Consider the following 23,266-nt stretch of genomic DNA (forward strand, 5'->3'; position numbering starts at 1 on the left):
CAACGTCCGTCCGGGGCGGTCCGGCTCACCGCCTGGCGGCGGCTCACGGATGGGGGTCCCCCCGGCTCGAGCGAAGCCGAGAGTTGGGGGAGGGTCAGCGCCGGAATTGCACCGGCTTCCCCCCGTACGGGTGTGATGACGACCCCGCCACTTTACCGGCCGCCCCGAGCGGCCTGAGGAGTGGCTGTGCACACGCGGTCGCGGTGACTAGGGTCACGATCATGACGGAGACGGGGAGACTGCTGGGTTCCGGCCGCTCGGCCGACGTGTACGAGATCGACGACGCCTGGGTGTTGCGCCGCGACCGGGAGGGCTGGGGGGACGCGGCCGCCGAGGGTGCCGTGATGGCGTACGTCCGGCAGCACGGCTATCCGGCACCCCGGGTACGGCCCACCGGCTCACGCACCGAGCTGGTGCTGGAGCGGCTGTCCGGGCCCACCCTGCTCGACGCCCTCGGGGAGGGGCGGGTCGGCGTGCAGGAGGCGGGCGCTCTGCTCGCCGGTCTGCTGCGTCGGCTGCACGCCGTACCCGGTCGGGACGCGACCCGGCCGGAGGCCCGGGTGCTGCACCTGGATCTGCACCCGGACAACGTGATGCTGACCCCGGACGGGCCCAGGGTGATCGACTGGTCCCAGACCGAGGACGGTCATCCCGGGCTGGACTGGGGCATGTCGGCGGTGATCCTCGCCCAGGTCGCCGTGGGCGGCACGCCCCTCGCCGGTCCGGCCCAGGCCCTGCTCTCCGCGCTGCTGGCCGACCCCTCCGAACTGACCGGGTCCGGCCTGGCCGAGGCCCGCAGGCGCCGGGCGGCCAACCCGACGATGAGCGGGCGCGAGGTCGAACTACTGGGCCCGGCCGAGGAGTTGATCAGGAAGCTGGCCTTTCGGTGAGTCCCCCGGCGACCGTCGGGGTCGGGCCGCCGAAGGGCAGGTGCAGGGTGCGGGAGGCGATCAGCCACGAGCCGTCGACCCTGCGGAAGACGTCCTCGTAGTGACCCACCTGGACGGGCGGTCCGGCGGGGACGGGGCCGCCGGCCCGGTAGTCGTCGACGCGGTACGTCGTGAAGTACGCGGTGCCGGTCGCCGTGTCCGGGCCGGTCACCGTGACCAGCACGTTGGACATCAGGCGGCGGGAGAGCCGGTCGGCGGGGCGGGAGCCGAAGTACATGCCCAGGGCCTCCCGCCCCCGGATCCGGCGCCCGTCCCCCGGCGGGGGCCACTCCCAGGTGCCGTCCTCGGTGAACAGCTCGGCCACGGAGTCCGGTTCACCGAGGTCGAGCCGGTGGACGAAGTCGACGATCACGCGCTCACAGGCACGCTCGGCGAGAAGCAGCTCCAAGGGGTCCATGGGGCTGTGTAACAGGCGAGCCCGTCGTACGGCGAACCATTTCCTCGCCACGCGGCGAACCATTTCCCCACCGCGCGGCCCTGCACCACACCACCCTCCAGGCTCTACACCGCCACGTAAGCCACGGGCTCACTCCCCGCCACCGCCTCCGCCCGGCCCTGCTTGACCAGGCGGCGCAGATGGGACTCGGCCTCCGAGACGGCGATGTTCCGGGAGCCGTAGGGGATCTCGGCCCAGGGGCGGTTCCACTCCATGCGCTCGGCCAGCTGCCAGGGCGTGAGCGGCTCGGCGAGCAGGGCGAGCAGACCGGCCAGGCGCTCCTCGTGATGGGCGAGCAACTCCCGTACCCGGCCCGGAGCGTCGGTGAAGGCGTGCTGGTGCGCGGGGAGGACCTCGGCGGGTGCGAGGCGGCCGACCCGCTCCAGGGAGTCGAGGTAGTCGCCGAGCGGGTCGGTGACGGTCGTGTCGTCGGGGTCCTCGTACAGGCCGATGTGCGGGGTGATCCGCGGCAGGAGGTGGTCCCCGCTGAACAGCCTCCCGTGCCCCGGAAGCCGACGGTCCGGATGCTGCTCCTCCAGGTGCAGGCAGACGTGGCCCGGTGTGTGGCCCGGGGTCCAGATCGCGCGCAGTCTGCGGCCGGGCAGGTCGAGGAACTCGCCGGGGACTATCTCCCGGTCCGGGAGCGCAGGGGAGAGGCCGGGCAGGGCGCGGGGGGTGCGCAGCGGCACCAGGTGTTCCTCCGGGGCGCCCGCGGCCGCGAGTTTGGCACTCATGTAGGTGAACCAGCGCTCCGGCCGGGCCTCCCGGGTGCGCCGTACGACCGCGGTGTCGGCGGCGTGCATCGCGACCCAGGCGCCGGAGGCCTCGCGGACCCTGGCGGACAGGCCGTGGTGGTCCGGGTGGTGATGCGTGATGACGACGCCGTACACCTCCTCCGCCGCCGTACCGCACGCGGCCAGTCCCGCCACGAGCGTGTCCCAGGACGCCGGATCGTCCCAGCCGGTGTCGACCAGCACCGGGCCGCGGTCGGTCGCCACGACGTAGACCAGCGTGTGCCCGAGGGGGTTGTCCGGGATGGGCACGGCCACGGCCCGTACGCCCCCACCGTGCTCGAACGTCCTCACCATCTGCCCTCCACCCCTCCACCCGCCGGCCCATGGCCATTGCCCACTATAACTAGAACTGGTTTCAGTGAGTGCTCAAGTCGACTGGCCTCGTGGAGCGTTGGGTTGACCTGCGCTGATGTGCGTGTCGCCTGTCGTCGCTTGTCGACATTGGTCGGTGTCGGACGGCCCAGGGACGGCCCAGAAACAACGCGGGATAACGCGTTGACCTGGCTGTGGGGGCTGGGGTGTGATCACCCTATGGGTCCTGGCAACAGCGAGACGGATGCAGGTGTGACCGACGACATGATCGTCGCAGGGCGGATCATCCTCGGGCTGAAGGCGCTACGTGATCGCCTAGGCTGCTCTCTGCATGAAGCCCTCGACGCCTACGTCGCACGCTACGAGGTGCTGCGACGGGAACGTCCGGCCGACTTCACCAAGAGTCACGAGGAGTACTGGGCGAACTTCTACTCATGACCCAATGGACGCGATCTTGAAAACCGTCGTGGCGCAAGTCACCGTGGGTTCAAATCCCACACCCACCGCCAGCGAGAACGGCCCCTGACCAGGTAATACGGTCGGGGGGCGTTCCGCTGCGCGGTGCCCGCTCGTCCCCGTGGTTCCCCGGGGCTTCCCGCACGATCGGGCACGGGTGGGGCACGGCCAACTTCTGATCCGTAGCTCTAGAGAGATAGGTCAGGGAGGCCCATACCGGCCGCGCCGAGGCCATGGAAGAACATTGGTGGACGAGGCCGGTTGCTGGGGCTGCGGTACTGCGCTGCTGCACAGCGAACGGGGCCCGAAGCCTCTCCCGCCGGTTTCCTCATTGACCGCGAGCAACCGCGCCTTCCGGCAGGTCTGTGATACGTCGGGCGGTCACCAGGTAGCCCGCGAAACGAACGTCCGGCCGGGCCTGTGCCCACCCATCCGCCCTATTGACCGGAACCACCACAGTCGTGCCCGGAACGGGGTGGTTCACTCTGTCCATGGCGCCCGGGGGTACCTCGTAACGGCAGTGGACCTCAGCGATCGACAGCACCTCCACGGAGGTGGGTACATGCCCCTCCTCCTGGCCGTGATGCTCCTCGCGGAAGTCGATCTCATCCGCACGTTCGCTCCCGACAACGTCGGCGTAGTCCTCCGAATCGACCTCCAGCAGCGCCCAGGAGACAACGTCCCCAGGCGCGAAGTTCGTTCCGCAGCACTGGATCTGCCAGTCATCGACCCAAATCGTCAACGTCACGACGTCATTAAGGCCAGTACTCATGATAGGGACGATACGCGGCTACCTTGAGCGAGGAGATGAGTTCCGCCTTCATAGTTCACGACCACCCGCTCCCAAATCAGCCGGTTACATCTAGGTGCCGCGAATGGGGCGGACTGCACTTTCGAAAACCACGACATCATGTGAAGTCGCGTACACCCGCGCGAGTTGGCTACCAGACGGCAAGATGCATGCAGCGAAACGCACACCGAATTCTTCCATCGGATCAGAGAGCGTCATCGACACTTCTCGATCGCCATTCGTAACGGCAATTAGGCGATCGACCTCAGGCGAACAGCGCGCAACCACAGACATTGGCACACCGTCGGAGCATCCATAGGAAAATTCCACCAAGGAATCCAAGACGGCCGGTCCCGAACCACCCCCACTATCGATGATTCGATCAGCGCGGAGCACGATAAGGTGGGTAACAAACAAGTTTTTCTTCACTAGGCCAGCGCGCACCACCCATCGCAGGTCCTTGCACTGCCCCGTCAACACTTCGGCAAGATTGTCGATGGCGCCCACTGTCTGTCCTTCCCCGTGCGGTGTGACCCCTGCACCGGGGCCACACCGCACCTTAACTGTGTCGACAGCGACGGGCTAGCTGTGGATCAGGGCTTCCGGCTGTCCGGCGATTCGGTCCCACTGGACGCTCACCACGTCACCGTCAGCGAACGTGCGCGGCCTCTTGTAGTAGTACCAGTAGACGCCGGGCCCCTTTCCGTCCGGGCAGACGTTGTGCCCGTCGTACAGGTATCCCCAGTTCTTGTGGTAGTGGGGGCTAATGCAGCCCTCGTTACCGAAGGACGAGGTATTCATTTGCTTGACCCGAAGCCCCGACCCGTACACATCCAGGCAGGTGTTCCACTGGCATTTGAATGCCGAGTCCGGATGGGCGACGATTCCCACCGCTGCCGCCTGGTCTGGGTGCGCCTGGATGTACTCCTGAGACATCCACCCCCCGACACTGTCCCCGTCGGCAGACTCTACTCGGACATTGCCCAGCTGGGCCCCTCCGTCATCCGCTTGGGCCGGTCCAAGCGTAAATACGGAGAGAGTGAAAGCCGTCCCGGCGATCGCAAAAAATCTTCCCGCGCGCACTATGTTTCCCCCTGGTCGTTGGTGGTCGATTTCTTGCTTGGAAAGGCGACGCTACATGTGACTCTCCTGTGAAGACCAGCGGATCTCGGACATCATGCGTTGATCTCAAGCCATGCATCCTGGACCATCGGCCGCTGCGGACCGGCGCAACAATTTCGGAAGAGGGTCATTCGCCGATTACAAGAAGGCGAGCCGTGGCATGAAGAAGTTTTGACCATTGATGGCGGAAGGCGCGACCAGTTGGGCGTTGGCGCTCAGGTGGGGTCGTCGCTCCCGACCGAAGACCCAACGACCAGCAAGATGACGCACGCCATCTGCGCCCACGCGGTCGGCGCAGCGCCTTTGGGCTGGAGCTGCTTTGGCGCGAGTGATCATGGCCCCGTAAGCTTCCGGCGCGTCGGGCAGTCTGTGGACCTGCCCGGTAAAGCACGACGTTGGGGCCATGATCTTCGAGGCTCGCGCCAAAGTGGCTGCCTAAAATCGCGGAGCCGACCGCCCCAGCCACGACGTACCCCTTCTCCGGTATCAGGTGGCTGATGGCTGTGCGCGCGGCCCGGGCGCCGGCCGGGCTGGAGCGGGACGAAGGCAGGAGCGCAGGCCCGGCCGGGGGCCGGGCCGCGCGCGGTGAGCGGAGCGAGCCGCCTTGATGAGGCAGAGAAGGTCCCATCAAGCTGACGGGCCAGCGTGGGAAGCTGGGGTAGGACGATTGGCTGACCGAGAGGGAGAGCGCGTGGCAGAACAGGCCAGCCCCCGGGGTACCTTCCTGAAGATCGCCGATGCGCTGAAGGCCCGCATCGAGGCGGACCCGGGCATGACGGAGCTCCCGTCTGCTGCTGATCTCGTGCGCGACTACAAGATCTCGCGGGGAGTCGCCCTGCGCGCCTTCGGTGTACTCCAACGCGATGGCGTCGCTGAACCTGTGCCCGGTGGGCGGTGGCGTGTCGTGCGGGCGGGCGAGTCGGCCGACCGGCGCCCGTTGGACGAACGGATCGCTGCGATCATCACGGATGAGGGGCTCGAAGCAGGGGCAACCTTCCCCAGCGCTTCCGTCCTGGCCACCCGGTTCGGGGTGTCACGGCCCACCGTGACCAAGGCGCTCGACAAGTTGGAGGCGGCCGGCGTGCTGGCTGGTGGTGGGCAAGGCAGGGTGCGGACGGTCCGCGCCGCGCCGATTCGAGAGGAGCGTTCGTAGCTTGTCGAAGCTGACCGAGTGGGCCTACCCCCTCGCCGAGTCGCTGCTTGCCGAGCCGCTGCCCCGGCGCTGGCAGCACTGCTTGGGGGTCGCCGAACGGGCCCGTACGATCGCGCCCGTCCTGGGTGAGGATGCCGATCTGCTTGAAGCGGCGGCAGTCCTCCACGACATCGGGTATGCCCCCGACCTTGCCAAGACCGGCTTTCACCCGCTCGACGGCGCTCGCTACCTCCGGGACGTCGCCGACGCCGACGAACGGGTCATGAACCTCGTAGCCCACCACTCGTGCGCGTGGATGGAGGCAGAGGCCCGCGGCTTGCACGACGAGCTGATGGGCGAGTTCCCCCGTGAGAGTGCGCACCTTAACGACGCGCTCTGCTACTGCGACATGAACACCACGCCGGATGGCACGCCCACGAACCCGATCGACCGAGTCAACGAGATCGCAGGGCGGTACGGCCGGGACAGCCTCATCGGCATGTTCATCCGCCGCGCGGAACCGGAGATCCTTGCGAGCACATCGCGCGTGCTCGAACGCGTCGCCGCCGTCAAGCGTCAACCGATGTAGGGAGTCGTACGCGTCCGGTCCGTGGCGTGCTCGATGCGCAGTCGCATGGTGGGGTGGACGTCCAGGTCACGCAGGTCCGCCGGGTCCACCCAGCGGACCTGAGTCGTCTCGTTGCTCGTACGCAGCTCACCGCCGACCGGCCGCGCGCGGAAGCAGATGCTGAACTGCTGGCGCACTTCCCCGTCGTCGTACTTCATGACGTGCCCGGGGTCGGTGTAGATCCCGGACATGTCGATGACCTCGGCTTTGATGCCGGTCTCTTCCCAGACCTCACGTACCACGGTGTCGCTGATGGACTCCCCGACGTCGTGGCCACCGCCCGGCAGTGCCCAACGCCCGTTGTCGGAGCGCTGAATCATGAGCACCTGTCCCGCGTCGTTCTGCACGAACGCAACGACCGACGGCACGACCGAGTTGGCCGGCGGGGCGTCGGGGTCGTGAAGGTAGTCGATACGTCCCATGCCTCATGCTCCTGTTATGTCGTGTTCAGTCACTGGCCTTGCACCTTCCCACGTCTGCTGAACGCTATTGGCAAAGGTGTCGAAGAGCCCGCCGCCGGGGAGACGCCGCAGGTGCAGAACCGGGGCCAGGTAGGCGCCGATGCCATACACGTGCGTGTTGACGAGCATCTCGTCATCCACACGGTAGATCGAGTTGTAGAGCACGGTGTCATGCAGCCTGAAGGCGATCTCAGGGTGGCTGGTGAACAGAGGGCGGTAGTTGACCAGCGCGTTCCGAATCTTGCCGTCCATGATCCGGTGCCCCTCGTCGATGCCGCGTCGAATGACGGCCTCGCACTCGGGGTCGCCCATCAGAACCCGAATGGCGACACTCTGCGACTTCGCTTTGAGGACCGACAGGAAGCGCGGATCTTCCGCTAGGCCGATGCCTGCGTAGACGAGGATGTCGATGCGTTCCTTGGCGCGTTCACACATCTCCCGCCACAGGTCGGTCGGTACAACGTGACGATGCGGGTAGACCGTAACGATCTCCGCCTTGCAGAGGTCAGTTGCGCTGTCGAGTGAGCGGGTGTCCTCCCACAGCGTTGTGACGTCAACGTTCAGCACGGACGCAGTGGCGTACTGATGGCGCCGGTAAGGGACCTTGCCCTGCGTGATCCAGCGTTCGACGGTCTTCGGATTGACCTCGATCGCTTCCGCGAGCTGTTGCACGGTCATGTTCTGTGCCAAGAGGGCTGACCGCAGCCGCTCGTTGGACATCTCCACCCCCGATGGGACGTCTAGGGACCTCTTGAAGGTAACCAGATGAACCGGAGCTGTCCACGTATGGGGTGACCAACTCCCCTGACCTGCAGCGATTCTGATGGTGCACCAAGAAGCCCCGGCGCACAGCCAAGAAGGTTCGTGCCGGTACTTGACGGACCTGCGTGCAGTACCTGTAAAACAGGTACTGCATACGCCCGGAGGGCTCCGTGAAACGGGCTCGAAGGAAGCGAGTGATCTTTGAGAACTTCACACAGGGAACTGCCGGTAACCCGTGGTCCGCCTGCCCGAAGGGGTCGGAAACAAGGCGGAGAAGACCGGCGTGCCCCGTACGGCAGCCCGACCGGTTCAAGTCCGGTCCGGGGCACTACGGCCCGCTGGGTGCAAGGGCCGCACCACGCATGACGCGTGACTTTCTCCCGCAACGGCGCGCACCCCCGGAGGGGCAACTCCGGGGGTGCATTCGGGCCGCTCACCCTGAGAGGAACACGACCCAATGGAGCACATCGTCACTGTTCAGGACGCTGTTACCGCGTTCGCCGACTTCATGGAGCCGACGGATGCGGAGCTGGACGCGATCGAACGGGAGATGCCGCTGATCCTGGCGGACGTCGACCTGTTGGACGCGCAGATCATCACCCTGGACCGCACCCCGAGTGAGCTGGACGCTCGCCGGATCCGCCGGGCCCGCCGCCGGGTGCTGGCGGAGCGGGCGGCGCTGGCGAACCGCACGGCCGCGGTGCGCCTGCCGGGCGGTGCGGCATGAGCACCACCACCGGACAGAGCCTGACGGCCGCGCACGCCGAGGTGAAGGCGGAGATCGCGCGGACCGACAGCAAGACCAGTCTTCTGCTGGCGTTCGTCGGCGCGGTGTTGGCCGGTGCCTGGAGCGTTGGCCACGGCATGACGCTCACCCGCCCCGCCCTCATCGTGGGCGGCGCCGGCATGTGGCTGCTGCTGGTGGCAGCCGGGCTGCTCCTGCGGTCCGTCCGGCCGAACCTGGGCGGTCGGCACGGCTTCCCGCTGTGGGCCACCCTGACCCCCGAGCAGATCGCCGACGCCCTCTCCCCGGATCTGGCCGCCGACATCGCAGGGCTGTCCCGTCTGGCGGTCGCCAAGTTCACCTGCCTGCGCCGCGCGGTCGATCTCACCCTGACCGGCGGTGCCCTGCTGGTCCTGGCCGCTGTGCTGGCGTTCGGGGGTGCGGCATGAAGGCGAAGACCGTGTTGCCCGCCGTCGCGATGACGGCGGTGTCCATGGTCCTCACCCTGGCCGTGGTCGTGATGTGGCTCGGTCAGTCGGTGCCGTGGCTGGTCGCGCTGGTCGTCGGTCTCGGGATCGACGGCGGTTGGCTGGCCACCCTCGCCTATGAGCGCCGTCTGGCCTCGCAGGGCGACCACAGCAACGTCGTGACCGGTGTCGGCTGGTCCTTCGGTCTCATCGCGGCCGGCGTCCTGGTGGCGCACGCGCTGCTGGCCGCCGACGGCTCTACGGCCGCGTGGCTGGCCGTGGCCTGGCTGCCCGTCGCGGCCAAGGCGCTATGGCTGGTGCACGGGCTGTGGGAGCGCACCGCGCTCACCCCGACCGCGCTGGAGTCCATCCGGGGCATCCAGCAGGAAGCCCGCGACAGGGCGGCCGTCGACCGCGCCCGACTGCGGGCGGAAGCCGTCACCGAGGAGACGAGGCTGACGGCGGTGACCGATGCCGGTGCCCGCGTCGCCCGCGTCCAGGCCAAGACCGCCAAGACCCTTTCCGGGGCGTGGTCGCAGTTGGAGCGGGCGCGTGCCGGTGAGGACACCGGCCGGGCCCTGGCCAGCGTGGCAAGCCGTCCCGGGCCGGGTGCCGCGCCGCGCTGGGAGCTCCCGGTGTGGGGCCCGATCGAGCCGGTATCGGCGCCGTCGGTCCCCCCGATCGCCCCGGCCGACGACACTTCCACGAATGCGGAGAAATCGGCCCAGACCGAGAGGATTCGGTCTAGGGCTGAGCTGCCGGAATCGACCCCGCTCGCGGTGACGCTGACCCGGCTTCCGGTCCCCGATCCGGTCCCGGCCGACGCGGGCAAGTCGAGTCTTCCGCTCAAGCCCGTCCCGGCCCTGACCGCCTCCACCGGATCGACCCCGCCGGGGTCGACTCGATCGAGTCGACCGGTGGCGGCCGAGTCGACCGGCCCGACCGGGCGGGTCACGTTCCGGGTGCCGGAAGCGGCGAAGACTCCGCGTGTGAAGCGTACCCCGGAACAGCTCCTTAACGAGGCGCGGGCTCTGACGGCCGGCTGGCCGCAGGCCCATCTCACTGGGGAGCGGATCCGCCGGGAACTGCGCGTGTCTCCGGCCCGTGCCCGCACGCTGCGGGATGCGCTGCTCGCTGAACGGGCCTCGTGATGGCGGCGCTGCCGGTGTTCCGGTGGCGCCTGGCACCGGACGGATACGCCACCTACCGCCAACTGAGGGCGCGTGGTCTACGCCCGGGTGGTCAGCCGGTGGCCGCGCAGCTCGGACGCCCGCGCCGCCGGCGCGGCCCGCTCGTCGCCTACCTGTACCGCATCGACCTGGCCAAGCCGGTACGGCCGATGACCCCGGCCCGGTGGGCGGCGCTGGCCAAGGCCAACACCGCTCGCCGTACCTGCCCGATGTGTCGGCGCGACGCCGGATACATCATCCCGGCCTCACTCGGCGCGTGCGTGCCGTGCGCCTTTCCCGACGGCGCCCCCATCTGAACGCCCCATTCCTCGTCAGGAGTTCACCCGTGAACAGCAACAACGCTGCCCCGTGCGAGGTGACCCACCACTGGTTCGGGTGGGTCACCGTCCCCGGCCACGGCCAGGCATGGGCGTCGGGACAGGTGACCGTCCCCCTGTGCACGCCGCGTGAGCAGACCTACCGGCTGATCGCCGCATGGCTGCACAAACGCGGTTGCACCGTCCCGGCGGACATCTCCCGCGCCATCACCCTGCTGCCCGGCCACATCCACCCCGCCCCGCTCGCCGACGACACGACCGACAGGAGTGCCTGACATGGGCAAGCCCGACACCCGGCGCCTGGACAAGGCGATCCGGCAGACCGAACGGAAGCTGGAGGCGGTCCGCAACCGCGAGATGTGGCCGCTGGACGGCCGCGAACGCCGCGCCATCCTGCGTGCCGCCGCAGGCGGTGCGTACAGCCTCCACCGGGGCAACGGCACCGCCCGTGCGGACAACAGGATCGACACCGTGTGGAGCTCGGCGGAGACCCGGCTCGTCACCGAGATCGCCGCGCTGAAGACCGAGCGGCAGCGCATCGTGACCGAGCACGCGCAGGCCAAGGCCGCGAAGAAGTCCTCGGGGTGGTGGTGACCGTGGCCGTACTGGAGACGCCGCCGGGTGAGTGCCCGCAGTGCTGGCAGCACGCCTACGACAAGCGCATACACCGCAAGCTGCGCCCGCGTGAGGACTGCCCGCAGTGCGTGGACCACATGGTCAACGGCTGCCCGTACATCGTGCCCAACAAGGAATCCCGCTGGTGGTGACCCGCCGCTGCCCCGCCGCGCACCCGGACGACCCCACCGCCTGTGTCGGCCCGGCCGTGGTGACCGTGCTGGACGCCACCAACGCCGGCGCCGAGGGGTGCGAGCACCACGCCGCGCGGCTGCTGGCGTCTTTGGACGGTGGCCGTGTCTACCCGCTGCCCGACGCCCCGCCCGGTGCCGCCGTCCGCATCTTCAAGGCTGCCGACGGCATCCGCCCGTTCTGCTGGGCCGACGGCCCGCGCACCGAGCCGTCCCAGCTCAGCCACGCCGAGAACCGCGCCCGGCACGGGCGCTGATCCCGCGTAACGCCCCGCCCGCGCCGACGCCGGGCGGGGCTCCCTCGACTTCCCGCCCTGCTTGGGGCAGTTCAGGAGATCCCGTCATGGGTGACACCGTCGTTCACCTCTACAAGACCCCCGAACCCGACGGCTCTTCCGCTGGTGAGGGGTCGACTCTGACTCTCGTGACCGACCCGCCGGCCGAATCGGCGGCGCCGGTACTTCCGTTGTGGGTGCGCTCCGGCCGCGCCATCAAGACCGCCGTCACCCACGAGGCCACGAAGACCGCGACCCGTGCGTTCGCCCGGCACTCCCTCTACGTCGTTGGCGGTGCCCGGATCGTGGCCCGCCGTACGTGGGACGGCCGGACCGCCGCCCGGTACGAGCGGATGATCCGTGCGGCGGAAGCCGCGGGCAACTTCGAGGCGGCTGCCGAGTGGGAGGAGCGCGGGCAGCGCTACCGCGAGGCACGCCACCGCCGCCGCATGGACCTGCTCCACTCCCCACTGGACGCCGCCAAGGGCGCGGCCGTCAGCGCCGGTATGGGCATCGGCGGCCTGGTCCTGCTGGGCATCGCGATGGCGGTCGCCACGAAGGATCCGAGCGAGGTGGTCACGCCGCTGATGGCGGTCATCAAGTTCATCAACCTGATGATCACCATCGTGCGGGTGATCTGGGGGCCCGCGATCACGATCGGCCCGTTCCTCGCGCTGCTCGCGTTGTGGTCGGTGGGTGCCCACCAGCACGCCGCCCCGCAGTGGGCCCTGCCCGCCACCATCCGCAACGGCGAGGGAGAGCCGATCACCCCGTCCATCGTGGTCAAGGCCCTGCGTGACCTGGGGGTTCCCGCCCTGCGCAAGGCCATCACGGAGATGGGCGACGCCGGCGCCTCGATGCTGTCCCCGATCGTGATCGCCGGATGCGGGGTCGAGGTCGACGTCACCCTGCCCTCCGGGGTGTCGACCAACGAGGTACAGGGCAAGCGGCGCAAGCTCGCCGAGAACCTATCGCGGCACGAACACGAGGTCTTCATCACCATCCCACAGGCGGCCCGCACGGTCCGGCTGTGGATCGCCGACTCCGGGGCGCTGGACGAACCGATCGGCCCGTCCCCGCTGGTCACGGACGAGACCCTGACCGCCAACTACAAGACCGGCAAAGCGCCCTGGGGGCAGGATCTGCGCGGCGACGCCGCATTGATCAGTCTGTTCCAGCGGATGCTGTTGGTCACGGGTCTGTCCAACCAGGGTAAGACCGCCTCGCTTCGGTCACTGGCCTTGTGGGCGGCCTTGGACCGCACGGTCGAGTTCCGCATCGCTGACCTCAAGGGCGTGGGCGACTGGGCCATGTTTGACGGTCTTGCCACCGTGCTCATTCAGGGGCCGACCGATGAGCACGTGATCGAGGCGACCGAGATGGTTGAGGACGTGCTCGCCGAGATGAACCGGCGCATCGAAGCCCGCCAGCACGACCCGAAGGCGCAGTTCCCGCCGCTGATCTGCATCGTGGACGAGGCGCAAGTGGCGTTCATGTGCCCGGCCGTGGACGAGGAGAAGCGGCCGTATGGCGGGAGCAAGGCCACCAGCCGGTATTTCATGGCCGTTCGTAAGATCCACAACCAGGGGCGCGCGGTCGACGTGCTGATGTGGCAGGGCACGCAGGACCCAACCGACCAGAACCTTCCCAAGCTGGTCCGCGAGGGCGCCCACACCCGCGCCTCGCTCGCCCTGGGCACCGAGTCCCAGGCCCGCATGGCGCTGGGAGACAAGGCGGTCGACGGCGGCGCCGCCCCGCACCTGCTCCGTCAGGGCCTGGACAGGGGCACTCTTGTGGTCGCCTCCGACGGCATCGAAATCCCGGCCGGCCAGGCCTCCATCACCGTCCGCACGCACTACATCAGCGATGACGACGCCAAGGCAATCGCTGCCCGCGCCAAGGCCCTGCGCTCCGGCGTCGTGACCCTGCACGCCATCGAACGCGACGACCAGGAGCGGGACCCGCTCGCCGACATCGCGTCCGTGGTCGGCACCGACGCCCGCGTGCGTACGCAGGAGGTCATCACCCGGCTCGCAGGCCTGAACACCGAGGCCTACGGCGGCTGGTCGTTCCTCGACCTCAAGCGCGTTCTCGACGGCACCGGGGCCGAGCCGTACAAGTCCGACGGCGTGATGGTCATCAGCCGTGACCGCCTCGCCCGCGCCCTCGCCGACCGCGACGACACCGGTTCCGCTTCCGCTTCCTGATCACAGGGAGGCGGCCCCCGCCGGGTCAGGGAGGCAGGGAGAACTCCCTGAACCCCTCCCTGACCCGCCTCCCTGGCCCTGACCAGCCCAAGTGATCGTCCAGGGAGTCAGGGAGGCCCCCAGCTCAGACCCCCGAAAACCCCCTCCACACGGCACCCCCAAGGGGGTGCCTTCCCCTCCCTCACCCAGCACTGGAAGGGATTCCGCATGACCCCCGAAACCACCCCCGGCACGGCCCAGCCGACCACCGGAATGAGCGACGACGTGGCCGCCGCCGAGGCCCGACGGATCATCGCCGACGCCTACCGGCCGGTGTCGGAGACGCCTACCGCCTACCGCGACACCAGCCCCCTGCCCGCCTACGGCAGCACCCCGCCCGTCCCGCAGCCGGACCGCCGGATCGTGCCCGCGTGGGCCGCCGGGACCATCGTCGCCGGCATCGGCGTCGGCGCCGCGTTCGTCGGCATCGGCTGCGGCGTCTGGCTCGCCTGCCGGGGACTGGCTGCCGTATCCCTCACCGACGTCCTGTTCGTCACCCTGCCCATCGCCGGCGTGGCCGCCGTCATCACGGCCGTCGGATCGGCCCTGCGCTCCCTCAAGGACGTGCACACCGAACACCACCACCACTACAGCGGTGCGGTGAATCAGGAGAACACCACCACGCACACGCGCGGCCTGTTCGCCCGCACCACCAACCGCTAGCCACGCCAAGGGCGGCCCCCTCATCTCGCCAAAGATCCGGGACCGCCCTTGTCCAGCCAGTCACCAACCAAACTGGAGATATCGAGCATGACGCATGACCCTGCCGTGCCGCCGGAGGGCGGCAACGTCAGCCTGTGCACCGGGTCCGGTGCGCTGGACCTGGCCGTGGAAGCCGTCACCGGTTTGTCCACGGTCGTGGTCGGCGAGAAGGACCCGGCCGCATCGAGGCTGCTGGCCGCCCGCCTGCCCGCCGCCCGGAACGTGGGCGACATCACGGCCGTCGACTGGTCGGCCGTATCCGCCTCGCTGCCGCGCCCGGCGGCCCTGACCGCCGGCTTTCCCTGCCAGGACATCTCCAACGCCGGACCTCGGGGAGGGATCGCCGGTGACCGCTCGGGACTGTGGAAAACCGTCGCACACGCCATTCGCCACCTTCGACCCCGACTCGTGTTCCTGGAAAACGTCGCCGCCATCCGAAGCCGGGGACTCGACGTCGTCGCCGCGGACCTGGCCGCGTGCGGGTATGACGCGCGGTGGATGTGCCTACGAGCTGGAGATCCCGAAGTCGGAGCTTGCCACCGGCGGGACCGCTGGTTCGCGTCGCGTATCCCGCTGCTGAAGACCCCCACCTCACAGCTGGGACGCAACGGGGGTCCGCAGCATCCGGACAAGCGCAGGGCGGGCGGGCACGGGCCCACGCTGGAGGACGAAGTGGTCTTCTTGCTGCCCCCGACGGACGCCTGACGTTCCTGCCCACCCCGGCCGCCGCCGACGGAACCGGCGGCCCCGGCACCTCCCCGAAGCGCAAGGGCGGCATGAACCTGCGCACCGCCGTGACCCTCCTGCCCACCCCGGCGGCGCGCGACTGGAAGTCCGGCGCCTCCAACCTGCTGGGCACCAACTCCCGCCCGCTGAACGAAGTGGTGGTCAACCTGCTGCCCACACCGAAGGCGTCGGACGGGCCGCACGGCGGCCCGAACCAGCGCGACAGTGCCGGGAACTACTACCTCCCCGGCCAGGCCGTCCGTCTGGACGGCCGGTGGGTGGCCACCAACGGCACCGACTACGGGCCCGCCATCCGCCGCTGGGAGCAGGTGTTGGGGCGGCCCGCGCCGGAGCCGACCGAACCGGGCACCAAGGGCAACCGTCGGCTGTCCCCGGCGTTCGTGGAATGGATGATGGGCGCCGATCCCGGCTGGGTGACGGGTGCGGACCTCGGGTTGTCCCGCTCCGACCAGCTCAAGATCCTCGGCAACGGCGTCGTCATCCACCAAGCCGTCCACGCCTACCGCGCACTGCTCGCCACCCTCGCGCCCGAAACCGTGGATCCCGCCCCGCTTCAGCTCTCCCTCAGCGTCGCCTAGCACAAGCGCCAAGGGCGGCCCCCTCATCTCGCCAAAGATCCGGGACCGCCCTTGTCCAGCCAGTCACCAACCGAACTGGAGAGATCCAGCATGACCCAACCCACCACCATCCGGCGAGTGCTCGCCCTGCCCGGACCCACCGACGGCAGCCACCGCGCCCTTCTCAACGACCGGCGCACGGTCGGTCTGGGGGCGGCCGCGTGAAGACGACCCTGCTGCACGCTGCGTTGCAGGCCGCCGAACAGGGCTGGCACGTCTTCCCCCTCCGCCCCGGCACCAAGCGACCCGCCCTGCACGGCGAACGGTCCTGCCCCCGCACCGGACCGTGCGCGAACGGCCACCGCAAGTGGGAACAGCGCGCCACCACCGACCCCGACCGCATCCGGGCCGCCTGGACCCACGCGCCGTTCAACGTCGGCATCGCCACCGGCCCCTCCAACCTGGTCGTCGTAGACCTGGACGTGCCCAAGGACAAGAGCAGTTCGGACGCGCCTGACGGCGCGACGACCTTCAAGGCGCTCTGCGAGCGCGCCGGGCACACCGTTCCCACCACCTACCGAGTGCGGACCGCGAGCGGCGGACGGCACCTGTACTTCACCGCCCCGCCCGGCGTGAAGCTGAGCAACACGGCCGGGACGGTGGCGGATTCGGTCGACACCCGGGCGTGTGGCGGGTACGTAGTCGCCGCCGGCAGCATCACCCCCACCGGAGCGTACGAATCGCTGTGCGGCCTTCAGACGGCCGTACTGCCCGCGTGGCTGCAAACCATCCTGCAACCCGCCCTCGCGCCCGCCGTGGGCCCGTTGAGGCTGCCTGTGGTGGACGGCAGCCGCGCGGCGCTGACCGCCCTGGAGGCTGAGTGCGCGGTCGTGGCCGCCGCCCCAGAAGGGGAACGCAACGTCACGTTGAACCGGTGCGCCTTCAAGGTGGGGCGATTCGTCGCGTGGGGCGACCTCCCCCGGCATGTGGCGGAGGAGGCCTTCCAAGAGGCAGGGCAGGCGGTGGGACTCACTGCTGCCGAGTGCCGCGCCACGATCCGCAGCGCTCTGGACAGCTCCCTGCGCACCGCCCGGACCCGGGAGGCGGCATGAGCACCAACCGCCGTCCCCGCTTGGAAGGCCAACCCCCGGCGCCCACCGGCCGGCGCGCCGCCGGACCGGCCGTCCCCCGGCCGGGCGTGGGCGTGCCGAAGGTCGTCGCCCGTCAGGGCGTCCTTTCTGTCTTTCGCTCTGAGCCGCGCCCGGCCAGCCACGCCCGCCACGCGAGCGAGGACCCGACGCCGGAGCGTCCCGGGATCCGGATCTACGCCCCGCCGGTCTACCGCCACCCCTACGACTGCGCCCGCTGGTCCACCCGCTACGGCGACACCCCCACCGCCGCCTACGCCTGCACCTGCGGCGAAACCGACACCGCCCGCGGACAGGAAGCCGTGGCCGCCCTGATCACGGAGTACGTCGCTCACAAGCACTTCTGCACCGGCACCCCCGCACCGCCCACCGAAGGGAGGAACGCCGCATGACCGGCCTGGAAGAACTGCCCGCACCCTCCAACCCACTCGCCGTCGCCCGACGTCTCCTGCCCGACTGGCAGACCGAAGACGGGCACCTGACCTGCCGGCGCTGGCGCGGCTCGTGGATGCGCTGGACCGGAACGTGCTGGCGCGAGCTGGACGAGGCCCAGGTACGCGCCCACATGTACAAGCGGCTGGAGCACGCCACCTTCGCCGCGCCCGGCAAGGACGGACAGCCCGAACAGCGGGACTGGGCCCCAACCAAGCAGAAGATCAGCAACCTCCTTGATGCTCTCGGAGCGATCACCCTTCTGCCCACCGACACCGACGCCCCCGCCTGGATCAATGGCGATCGCGTCGGCGAGCAGGACACGAGTCCGATCGTGGCGTGCGAGAACGGGCTGCTGCAGATCCGGGACCGTGCCCTGCTGCCGCACGGCCCCGGATTCTTCAACCTGGTGTCCGTGCCGTTCGCGTACGACCCGGACGCGACCGCGCCGACGTGGGAGAGGTTCCTACGGCAGATCTGGCCGAACGACCCTGACGCCATTCAGGCAGTACAGGAGTGGTTCGGCTACGTCCTGTCCGGCCGAACCGACCAGCAGAAGATCCTGCTCATCGTCGGCCCGTCCCGCTCCGGCAAGGGCACCATCGCCCGCGTGCTGAAAGAGCTCGTCGGCAAGGACAACCTTGCGGGGCCCACTCTCGCCGGACTCGGCACCAACTTCGGACTGTCCACGCTGATCGGTAAGCCGCTCGCGGTCATCTCCGATGCGCGGTTGGCCGGCAACGACAACAGCCAAGTCGTAGAACGGCTGCTCACCATCTCGGGTGAGGACACGATCGACATCGACCGCAAGTACCGGGAGCCCTGGACCGGCAAGCTGCCCACGCGGCTGATGATCCTGTCCAACGAGCTGCCGCACTTCGGCGACTCCTCCGGCGTCATCGCCAAACGGTTCGTGGTCCTGAGCATGACCGTGTCGTGGCTGGGCAAGGAAGATCCCACCCTGTTCGACCGGCTCGGCACGGAGATGCCCGGCATCCTCAACTGGGCCCTGGACGGGCTTGCCCGCCTGGAGGCCAGGGGGCGGATCACCGAACCGGCGTGCAGCCGGGAGGCGGTCACCACCATGCAGGACACCGCCTCACCCACGTCAGCGTTCATCCGAGAGCGCTGCATCACCGGACCCACCTGCAGCGTCCCCGTGGACACGCTATGGGCGGTGTGGCGGGAGTGGGCCGAGGACAACGGCGTGAAGGCCATCGGCACGAAGCAGATGTTCGGCCGCAACCTGCTTTCTGTGGTCCCCCAGCTCAACCGCACCCGCCCGCGGGACGCCTACGGCCGACAAGTGATCACGTACAACGGGATCACGGTGAAGCAGTCCGACTGACATTTGTCTGAGTCGCGACTCATCGCGTCTCAAGGCCCCCCAGAGCGCCTTTGAGTGCCGATGAGTCGCGACTCAGCGCAATGTGATTCCAACTTGGAGGACGCAGTGACACCCCCTCCCACCCCTGCGAGGTCGGACCCCCGCGCCATCCTCCGTGGAGGTCTCCCGGACCGGTACCTCACCATCGACGACATCGCCGAGATCTTCGAAGTGCCCAAGGAAACCGTCTACCAGTGGCGCAGGAAGCGCATCGGTCCGCCCGGCTTCCGCATAGGCAAGCACGTTCGCTACGACCCCGCCGACGTGCACGCATACGTCGCCCGCCGCAAGAGCGCCGACATCGACGCCGCCTGACGCGACCACACACCGCACCACCCAATTCCCAGGGGAGGGCCACACCGTGGCCCTCCCCGTCCCATGCCCAGAAGGGATTACGCCCTATATGGCCGGCCACATCCAAGACCGTTGGTACAAGACCGAGAAGGACGCCGACGGCAAAGAAGTCAAGGTGAAGACGGACCGCTACGGCACGGGCATGCGGTACCGCGCCCGGTACATCGGCCCCGACGGTACCGAGAAGTCCAAGAGCTTCCCCGACGGCAAGAAGCGTCTCGCCGAGAAGTGGCTCAGCAGCATCGAAGCCGACATGACGCGCGGCCAGTACATCGACCCAAAGGCCGGCCGCACCACCTTCCAGCAGTACGCCGAACGCTGGGTCGCTGCCCAGACCACCGATGTGTCGACGCGCTCAGGCACAGAGTCCCGGCTCAGGCTTCACGCCTATCCGCACATCGGCTCGCGCCCGCTCGGGTCCTTCCAGCCTGAGCAGATCCGTGCATGGTCACGGGAACTGGAAGACAAAGGACTCGCAGCGTCCTACCGCCGGGTCATCTTCGCCAACGTCTCGGCCGTGTTCACGGCCGCCATGGACGACGGACTCATTGCCAAGAACCCCTGCCGCGCGACCTCTGTGAAGGCGCCGGCCATGGTGCCCAACCGGGTGCGCCCGTGGACGGCTGAGCGCGTCTTTGCCGTTCGTGCTGCCCTTCCCGAGCAGTACCGCGCCATGGTGGACGCGGGCGGTGGCTGTGGCCTTCGGCAGGGGGAGATCTTCGGTCTCCCCGTCGATGAAATCAGCTTCCTGAAGGGGTGGTTGCACGTGGCCTATCAGGTGAAGGTGGTCGACGGACACGCCGTATTCGCGCCCCCGAAGCGTGGCAAGGTCCGCGACGTGCCCCTGCCCGAACGAGTGGGGGAGGCGTTGGCGGCTCACGTGAAGCGATTCCCACCCAGGGACGTGACACTGCCCTGGCTCGTACCGGGCGGACAGCTCGTGACGAAGAAGCTCATGTTCACCGCCCCCGAGGGCGGTGCGCTCCTGCGCCACAACTTCAACCGGGATGCCTGGAAGCCAGCCCTGGTGGCCGCCGGAGTGCTCCCTGAGCCTGAGCCGGGCCAACGGATCGCGGAATCCCGGGAGGACGGCATGCACGCGCTGAGGCACTTCTACGCGTCCGTCCTGCTCGACGCCGGCGAGAACATCAAGGCGCTGAGCCGGTACCTCGGACACAGTGACCCGGGGTTCACCCTCCGCGTCTACACCCACCTCATGCCGAGCAGCGAGAGTCGCACGCGGAGGGCGGTCGACGGCATGTATCAGGCGGCCGGTGAAGGCAACGACGGCCCACAGACGGCCCAGGCGGCATGACGGCACCCCCCACCAGCGGCAAAGTGGCTGGTGGGGGCCTATCCGGCTCTAGGTCTGGCCTAGTTTAACTAGAACTGGTATCAGTTCTGAGGCGGCGTCAGAAACTTGCTCTGCGGTGGGAGGCAGTAGGTCATGACCGAGCTCGTGGAACACGGACAGCTGTTCATCGGCGGGGAGTTGACTGAGCCCCTGGGCAAGGACGTCATCGAGGTGGTCTCCCCGCACACCGAGGAGGTCATCGGCCGGGTGCCGCACGCCTCGCGGCAGGACGTGGACCGGGCCGTGGCCGTCGCGCGCCGGGCGTTCGACGAGGGGCCGTGGCCGCGGGCGGGTCTTCAGGAGCGGATCGAGGTCGTCACCCGCATCAAGGACGGCATCGCGGCCCGGCACGAGGAGATCGCCCGGGTGATCTCCGCCCAGAACGGCTCCCCCTACTCCTGGAGCGTCCTCGCTCAGGCGCTCGGCGCGATGATGGTGTGGGACGCCGCGATCAGGGTCGCGCGGGACCATACGTACGAGGAGCGGCGGGACGGTGTCCTCGGGCCGATCCTGGTGCGCCGTGAGCCGGTCGGTGTGGTCGCGGCCGTGGTGCCCTGGAACGTCCCGCAGTTCGTCGCCGCCGCCAAGCTCGCGCCCGCGCTGCTGGCCGGCTGCACGGTCGTACTGAAGCCGTCCCCGGAGTCCCCGCTCGACGCGTATCTCCTGGGCGAGATCGCGCGGGAGGCCGGTCTGCCCGAGGGTGTGCTCTCCATCCTCCCCGCCGACCGCGAGGTCAGCGAGTACCTGGTCGGCCACCCCGGCATCGACAAGATCTCCTTCACCGGCTCGGTCGCGGCGGGCAAGCGGGTGATGGAGGTCGCCGCCCGCCATCTCGCGCGCGTGACACTGGAGTTGGGCGGGAAGTCGGCGGCGGTGGTCCTGCCGGACGCGGACCTGGCGACGGCCGTGTCCGGGATCGTCCCGGCGGCCTGGATGAACAACGGGCAGGCGTGCGTGGCCCAGACCCGCATTCTTCTCCCGCGCGCCCGTTACGACGAGTTCGCCGACGCCTTCGCCGCAGCGGCCGGCGCGCTGAAGGTCGGCGACCCGCTGGACTCGGCGACCCAGGTCGGCCCGTTGGTCGCCCGCCGCCAGCAGCAGCGCAACCTCGACTACATCCGGATCGGCCAGGAGGAGGGCGCCAAGATCCTCACCGGCGGCGGCCGCCCGGCGGGCCTCGACAAGGGCTGGTACGTGGAGCCGACCCTCTTCGGCGACGTCGACAACGCCATGCGGATCGCCCGTGAGGAGATCTTCGGCCCGGTCATCTGCCTGCTGCCGTACGGGGACGAGCAGGAGGCGCTGAAGATCGCCAACGACTCCGACTACGGCCTGTCCGGCAGCGTGTGGACGGCCGACGTCGAGCACGGCATCGACGTGGCGAGGCAGGTCCGCACCGGCACCTACTCGGTCAACACCTTCAGCCTGGACATGCTGGGCCCGTTCGGCGGCTACAAGAACTCCGGGCTGGGGCGGGAGTTCGGCCCGGAGGGGTACGGCGCCTACCTCGAGCACAAGATGATCCACCTGCCGGCGGGGGCGTAGGCCATGGGCGACCGCTGGCACGTCGAGGTCGACCGGTCGGTGTGCATCGGCTCGGCCCAGTGCCTCCACCACGCCCCCCACGCCTTCCGCCTGGACTCCGCCCGCCAGTCCCACCCGGTGGATGCCGACACCGATGCCGCCGAAGGGGTCCTGGAGGCCGCCGAGAGCTGCCCGGTGGAAGCGATCGTGATCACCCTGCTGGAGAGCGGGGAGGCGGTGTTCCCGCCGGAGGAGTAGGGGTCTGCCAGAAGGGTTCCGCCGCCTGCAGGCAGGGGGCGGGGCGGCAGATGGGGCGACGTGACCCGGATGGTCCAGCCCTGGCGCCGGGCGTGGCAGGTCAGGGCCAGGATGTCCAGGTCGAGCGGGGAGTTCGGGTCGTTCTTGCGGTCCGCGACGAGGAAGTGGTCGCGGTGGGCTTCGAGCGCGTCCGGCGAGGACCAGCGGCGCGAGGTCCTCGCGGCGGCCCGTGATCAGGGCCGCACCGTGGCGCCGGGTGCGGCCGCGGTCATGCGTGCGGTTCCGTCAGGTCGATCAACCGGCACACCGTCTCGATGTCGATCTTCACCTGGGCGATGGAGGCGCGGCCGGAGAGCCAGGTGATCAGGGCCGAGTGCCAGGTGTGCTCGATGACGCGGACCGCCGAGAGCTGCTCGGGGGTGGGGTTCTCCAGGCCCATCGCGTCCAGGATGATCAGGGTCGTCTGGCGGGAGACCTGGTCGACCTCCGGCGAGACACTGCGGTCGGCGAAGGTCAGGGCGCGGACCATCGCGTCGGCCAGGTGCGGCTCGCGCTGCAGGGCGCGGAAGGCCCGCATCAGGGTCTCCGCCACCCGCTCGGCGGCCGTGTCACCCGCGGGGGGCTTCTTCCGCAGGGTGCCGTGCATGTGCTCCAGCTGGTCCTGCATCGTCGCCACCAGCAGGTGGATCTTGGAGGGGAAGTAGCGGTACAGGGTGCCGAGGGCGACCTGGGAGGACTCGGCGACCTCGCGCATCTGCACGGCGTCGAAACCGCCCCGGCTGGCCAGCTGGGCGCTCGCGTGCAGGATCCGGCGGCGGCGGGCCTCCTGGCGCTCGGTGAGCGGCGGTGGTGGGGGTCCCCCCGCTCGAGCGAAGCCGAGAGTGGGGGAGGGCCTCGAAACACTGGCTTCCGCAGGCATGGGTCCCGTTTCCGTG

General features: G+C 69.3%; 30 protein-coding genes and 2 pseudogenes. 23 read left to right on the forward strand and 9 right to left on the reverse strand.

The annotated features are described in order from the left end of the window. Window positions 1-221 precede the first annotated feature (221 nt). On the forward strand, window positions 222-890 hold the full coding sequence (locus ACWC2T_RS01750) for a phosphotransferase (RefSeq protein WP_450668473.1): 669 nt from the start codon (window positions 222-224) through the stop codon (window positions 888-890). On the opposite strand, the gene ACWC2T_RS01755 is transcribed toward ACWC2T_RS01750, so the two are convergent. Continuing rightward, window positions 868-1,347 carry a nuclear transport factor 2 family protein gene (locus ACWC2T_RS01755; RefSeq protein WP_450668474.1) on the reverse strand — a complete coding sequence of 160 codons (480 nt, stop codon included), beginning with the start codon at window positions 1,345-1,347 and terminating at the stop codon, window positions 868-870. The two genes, ACWC2T_RS01750 and ACWC2T_RS01755, sit on opposite strands and share 23 nt — an antisense overlap. Before the next feature lie 104 nt (window positions 1,348-1,451). Next, the gene (locus ACWC2T_RS01760) at window positions 1,452-2,474 is read right to left on the reverse strand and encodes an MBL fold metallo-hydrolase (protein ID WP_450668475.1); all 1,023 of its coding nucleotides are present in this window, start codon (window positions 2,472-2,474) and stop codon (window positions 1,452-1,454) included. 270 nt (window positions 2,475-2,744) lie between these two features. Here ACWC2T_RS01760 and ACWC2T_RS01765 point away from each other — a divergent pair, with 270 nt between their 5' ends. After that, window positions 2,745-2,930 carry a hypothetical protein gene (locus ACWC2T_RS01765; RefSeq protein ID WP_450668476.1) on the forward strand — a complete coding sequence of 62 codons (186 nt, stop codon included), beginning with the start codon at window positions 2,745-2,747 and terminating at the stop codon, window positions 2,928-2,930. 346 nt (window positions 2,931-3,276) lie between these two features. On the opposite strand, the gene ACWC2T_RS01770 is transcribed toward ACWC2T_RS01765, so the two are convergent. The 3 genes from ACWC2T_RS01770 to ACWC2T_RS01780 form a co-directional block, all read right to left on the reverse strand. Beyond that, window positions 3,277-3,696, reverse strand: a complete 420-nt coding sequence (locus ACWC2T_RS01770) for a DUF6578 domain-containing protein (protein WP_450668708.1) — start codon at window positions 3,694-3,696, stop codon at window positions 3,277-3,279. Window positions 3,697-3,810: 114 nt separating this feature from the next. Continuing rightward, window positions 3,811-4,245, reverse strand: a complete 435-nt coding sequence (locus ACWC2T_RS01775) for a hypothetical protein (protein ID WP_450668477.1) — start codon at window positions 4,243-4,245, stop codon at window positions 3,811-3,813. Window positions 4,246-4,320: 75 nt separating this feature from the next. Continuing rightward, complete coding sequence (locus ACWC2T_RS01780) at window positions 4,321-4,539, reverse strand: hypothetical protein (RefSeq protein WP_450668478.1); 219 nt, start codon at window positions 4,537-4,539, stop codon at window positions 4,321-4,323. A gap of 1,012 nt (window positions 4,540-5,551) precedes the next feature. Between ACWC2T_RS01780 and ACWC2T_RS01785 the strand changes: the two genes are divergently transcribed. Together ACWC2T_RS01785 and ACWC2T_RS01790 are read left to right on the forward strand one after the other, a co-directional pair. Continuing rightward, window positions 5,552-6,013, forward strand: coding sequence for a GntR family transcriptional regulator (locus tag ACWC2T_RS01785; RefSeq protein WP_450668479.1), 462 nt, complete (start codon window positions 5,552-5,554; stop codon window positions 6,011-6,013). A 1-nt stretch (window position 6,014) separates the two neighbouring features. Beyond that, window positions 6,015-6,581, forward strand: coding sequence for an HD domain-containing protein (locus ACWC2T_RS01790; protein ID WP_450668480.1), 567 nt, complete (start codon window positions 6,015-6,017; stop codon window positions 6,579-6,581). On the opposite strand, the gene ACWC2T_RS01795 is transcribed toward ACWC2T_RS01790, so the two are convergent. Beyond that, entirely contained in the window at window positions 6,569-7,042 is a 474-nt protein-coding gene (locus ACWC2T_RS01795) for an NUDIX domain-containing protein (protein WP_450668481.1), read from the reverse strand. The two genes, ACWC2T_RS01790 and ACWC2T_RS01795, sit on opposite strands and share 13 nt — an antisense overlap. A gap of 3 nt (window positions 7,043-7,045) precedes the next feature. Then, window positions 7,046-7,801, reverse strand: a complete 756-nt coding sequence (locus tag ACWC2T_RS01800; protein ID WP_450668482.1) for a helix-turn-helix domain-containing protein — start codon at window positions 7,799-7,801, stop codon at window positions 7,046-7,048. 499 nt (window positions 7,802-8,300) lie between these two features. On the opposite strand from ACWC2T_RS01800, the gene ACWC2T_RS01805 reads away from it, so the two are divergent. The 19 genes and pseudogenes from ACWC2T_RS01805 (at window position 8,301) to ACWC2T_RS01895 (ending at window position 22,331) form a co-directional block, all read left to right on the forward strand. After that, window positions 8,301-8,570: a DUF6284 family protein gene (locus ACWC2T_RS01805; RefSeq protein WP_450668483.1), complete on the forward strand. Its 270-nt coding sequence runs from the start codon at window positions 8,301-8,303 to the stop codon at window positions 8,568-8,570. After that, window positions 8,567-9,016, forward strand: a complete 450-nt coding sequence (locus tag ACWC2T_RS01810; protein WP_450668484.1) for a Pycsar system effector family protein — start codon at window positions 8,567-8,569, stop codon at window positions 9,014-9,016. Before ACWC2T_RS01805 ends, ACWC2T_RS01810 begins: the two co-directional genes overlap by 4 nt. After that, window positions 9,013-9,726, forward strand: a pseudogene (locus ACWC2T_RS01815) (protein spdB); the annotation flags it as partial. The gene ACWC2T_RS01810 and the pseudogene ACWC2T_RS01815, both read left to right, overlap by 4 nt. A 458-nt stretch (window positions 9,727-10,184) precedes the next feature. After that, entirely contained in the window at window positions 10,185-10,520 is a 336-nt protein-coding gene (locus tag ACWC2T_RS01820) for an RRQRL motif-containing zinc-binding protein (protein WP_450668485.1), read from the forward strand. 29 nt (window positions 10,521-10,549) lie between these two features. Further along, a complete protein-coding gene (locus ACWC2T_RS01825) occupies window positions 10,550-10,816 on the forward strand; it encodes a hypothetical protein (protein WP_450668486.1) in 267 nt (88 codons plus the stop codon). A gap of 1 nt (window position 10,817) precedes the next feature. Continuing rightward, entirely contained in the window at window positions 10,818-11,135 is a 318-nt protein-coding gene (locus ACWC2T_RS01830; RefSeq protein ID WP_450668487.1) for a hypothetical protein, read from the forward strand. Then, window positions 11,132-11,308, forward strand: a complete 177-nt coding sequence (locus ACWC2T_RS01835; RefSeq protein WP_450668709.1) for a pRL2-8 — start codon at window positions 11,132-11,134, stop codon at window positions 11,306-11,308. The genes ACWC2T_RS01830 and ACWC2T_RS01835 overlap by 4 nt, the downstream gene beginning before the upstream one ends. After that, complete coding sequence (locus tag ACWC2T_RS01840) at window positions 11,302-11,604, forward strand: hypothetical protein (protein ID WP_450668488.1); 303 nt, start codon at window positions 11,302-11,304, stop codon at window positions 11,602-11,604. Before ACWC2T_RS01835 ends, ACWC2T_RS01840 begins: the two co-directional genes overlap by 7 nt. Window positions 11,605-11,690: 86 nt before the next feature. Further along, window positions 11,691-13,829 carry an ATP-binding protein gene (locus ACWC2T_RS01845; protein ID WP_450668489.1) on the forward strand — a complete coding sequence of 713 codons (2,139 nt, stop codon included), beginning with the start codon at window positions 11,691-11,693 and terminating at the stop codon, window positions 13,827-13,829. A 207-nt stretch (window positions 13,830-14,036) separates the two neighbouring features. After that, complete coding sequence (locus ACWC2T_RS01850; RefSeq protein ID WP_450668490.1) at window positions 14,037-14,531, forward strand: hypothetical protein; 495 nt, start codon at window positions 14,037-14,039, stop codon at window positions 14,529-14,531. 87 nt (window positions 14,532-14,618) lie between these two features. After that, complete coding sequence (locus ACWC2T_RS01855; RefSeq protein ID WP_450668491.1) at window positions 14,619-15,275, forward strand: DNA cytosine methyltransferase; 657 nt, start codon at window positions 14,619-14,621, stop codon at window positions 15,273-15,275. 71 nt (window positions 15,276-15,346) lie between these two features. Further along, window positions 15,347-15,895 (forward strand): hypothetical protein, encoded by a 549-nt coding sequence (locus ACWC2T_RS01860; protein ID WP_450668492.1) that lies wholly within the window; start codon window positions 15,347-15,349, stop codon window positions 15,893-15,895. A 200-nt stretch (window positions 15,896-16,095) separates the two neighbouring features. Beyond that, window positions 16,096-16,986, forward strand: a complete 891-nt coding sequence (locus ACWC2T_RS01865) for a bifunctional DNA primase/polymerase (protein ID WP_450668493.1) — start codon at window positions 16,096-16,098, stop codon at window positions 16,984-16,986. Continuing rightward, a complete protein-coding gene (locus ACWC2T_RS01870) occupies window positions 16,983-17,414 on the forward strand; it encodes a hypothetical protein (RefSeq protein ID WP_450668494.1) in 432 nt (143 codons plus the stop codon). The genes ACWC2T_RS01865 and ACWC2T_RS01870 overlap by 4 nt, the downstream gene beginning before the upstream one ends. After that, complete coding sequence (locus ACWC2T_RS01875) at window positions 17,411-18,802, forward strand: DNA primase family protein (RefSeq protein WP_450668495.1); 1,392 nt, start codon at window positions 17,411-17,413, stop codon at window positions 18,800-18,802. The genes ACWC2T_RS01870 and ACWC2T_RS01875 overlap by 4 nt, the downstream gene beginning before the upstream one ends. A 105-nt stretch (window positions 18,803-18,907) precedes the next feature. Next, the gene (locus ACWC2T_RS01880) at window positions 18,908-19,156 is read left to right on the forward strand and encodes a helix-turn-helix domain-containing protein (protein ID WP_450668496.1); all 249 of its coding nucleotides are present in this window, start codon (window positions 18,908-18,910) and stop codon (window positions 19,154-19,156) included. Between the two features lie 88 nt (window positions 19,157-19,244). Then, window positions 19,245-20,510, forward strand: coding sequence for a tyrosine-type recombinase/integrase (locus ACWC2T_RS01885; protein ID WP_450668710.1), 1,266 nt, complete (start codon window positions 19,245-19,247; stop codon window positions 20,508-20,510). Between the two features lie 132 nt (window positions 20,511-20,642). Beyond that, window positions 20,643-22,094 (forward strand): aldehyde dehydrogenase, encoded by a 1,452-nt coding sequence (locus ACWC2T_RS01890; RefSeq protein WP_450668497.1) that lies wholly within the window; start codon window positions 20,643-20,645, stop codon window positions 22,092-22,094. Window positions 22,095-22,097: 3 nt separating this feature from the next. Then, window positions 22,098-22,331, forward strand: a complete 234-nt coding sequence (locus ACWC2T_RS01895; RefSeq protein ID WP_450668498.1) for a ferredoxin — start codon at window positions 22,098-22,100, stop codon at window positions 22,329-22,331. A 53-nt stretch (window positions 22,332-22,384) separates the two neighbouring features. Here the strand turns inward: ACWC2T_RS01895 and ACWC2T_RS01900 are convergent. Both ACWC2T_RS01900 and ACWC2T_RS01905 read right to left on the reverse strand, forming a co-directional pair. Further along, window positions 22,385-22,510, reverse strand: a pseudogene (locus tag ACWC2T_RS01900) (Imm49 family immunity protein); the annotation flags it as partial. Window positions 22,511-22,599: 89 nt separating this feature from the next. Continuing rightward, the gene (locus ACWC2T_RS01905) at window positions 22,600-23,250 is read right to left on the reverse strand and encodes a TetR family transcriptional regulator (RefSeq protein ID WP_450668499.1); all 651 of its coding nucleotides are present in this window, start codon (window positions 23,248-23,250) and stop codon (window positions 22,600-22,602) included. Window positions 23,251-23,266: the final 16 nt, after the last annotated feature.

The organism is Streptomyces sp. NPDC001393, assembly GCF_053597455.1.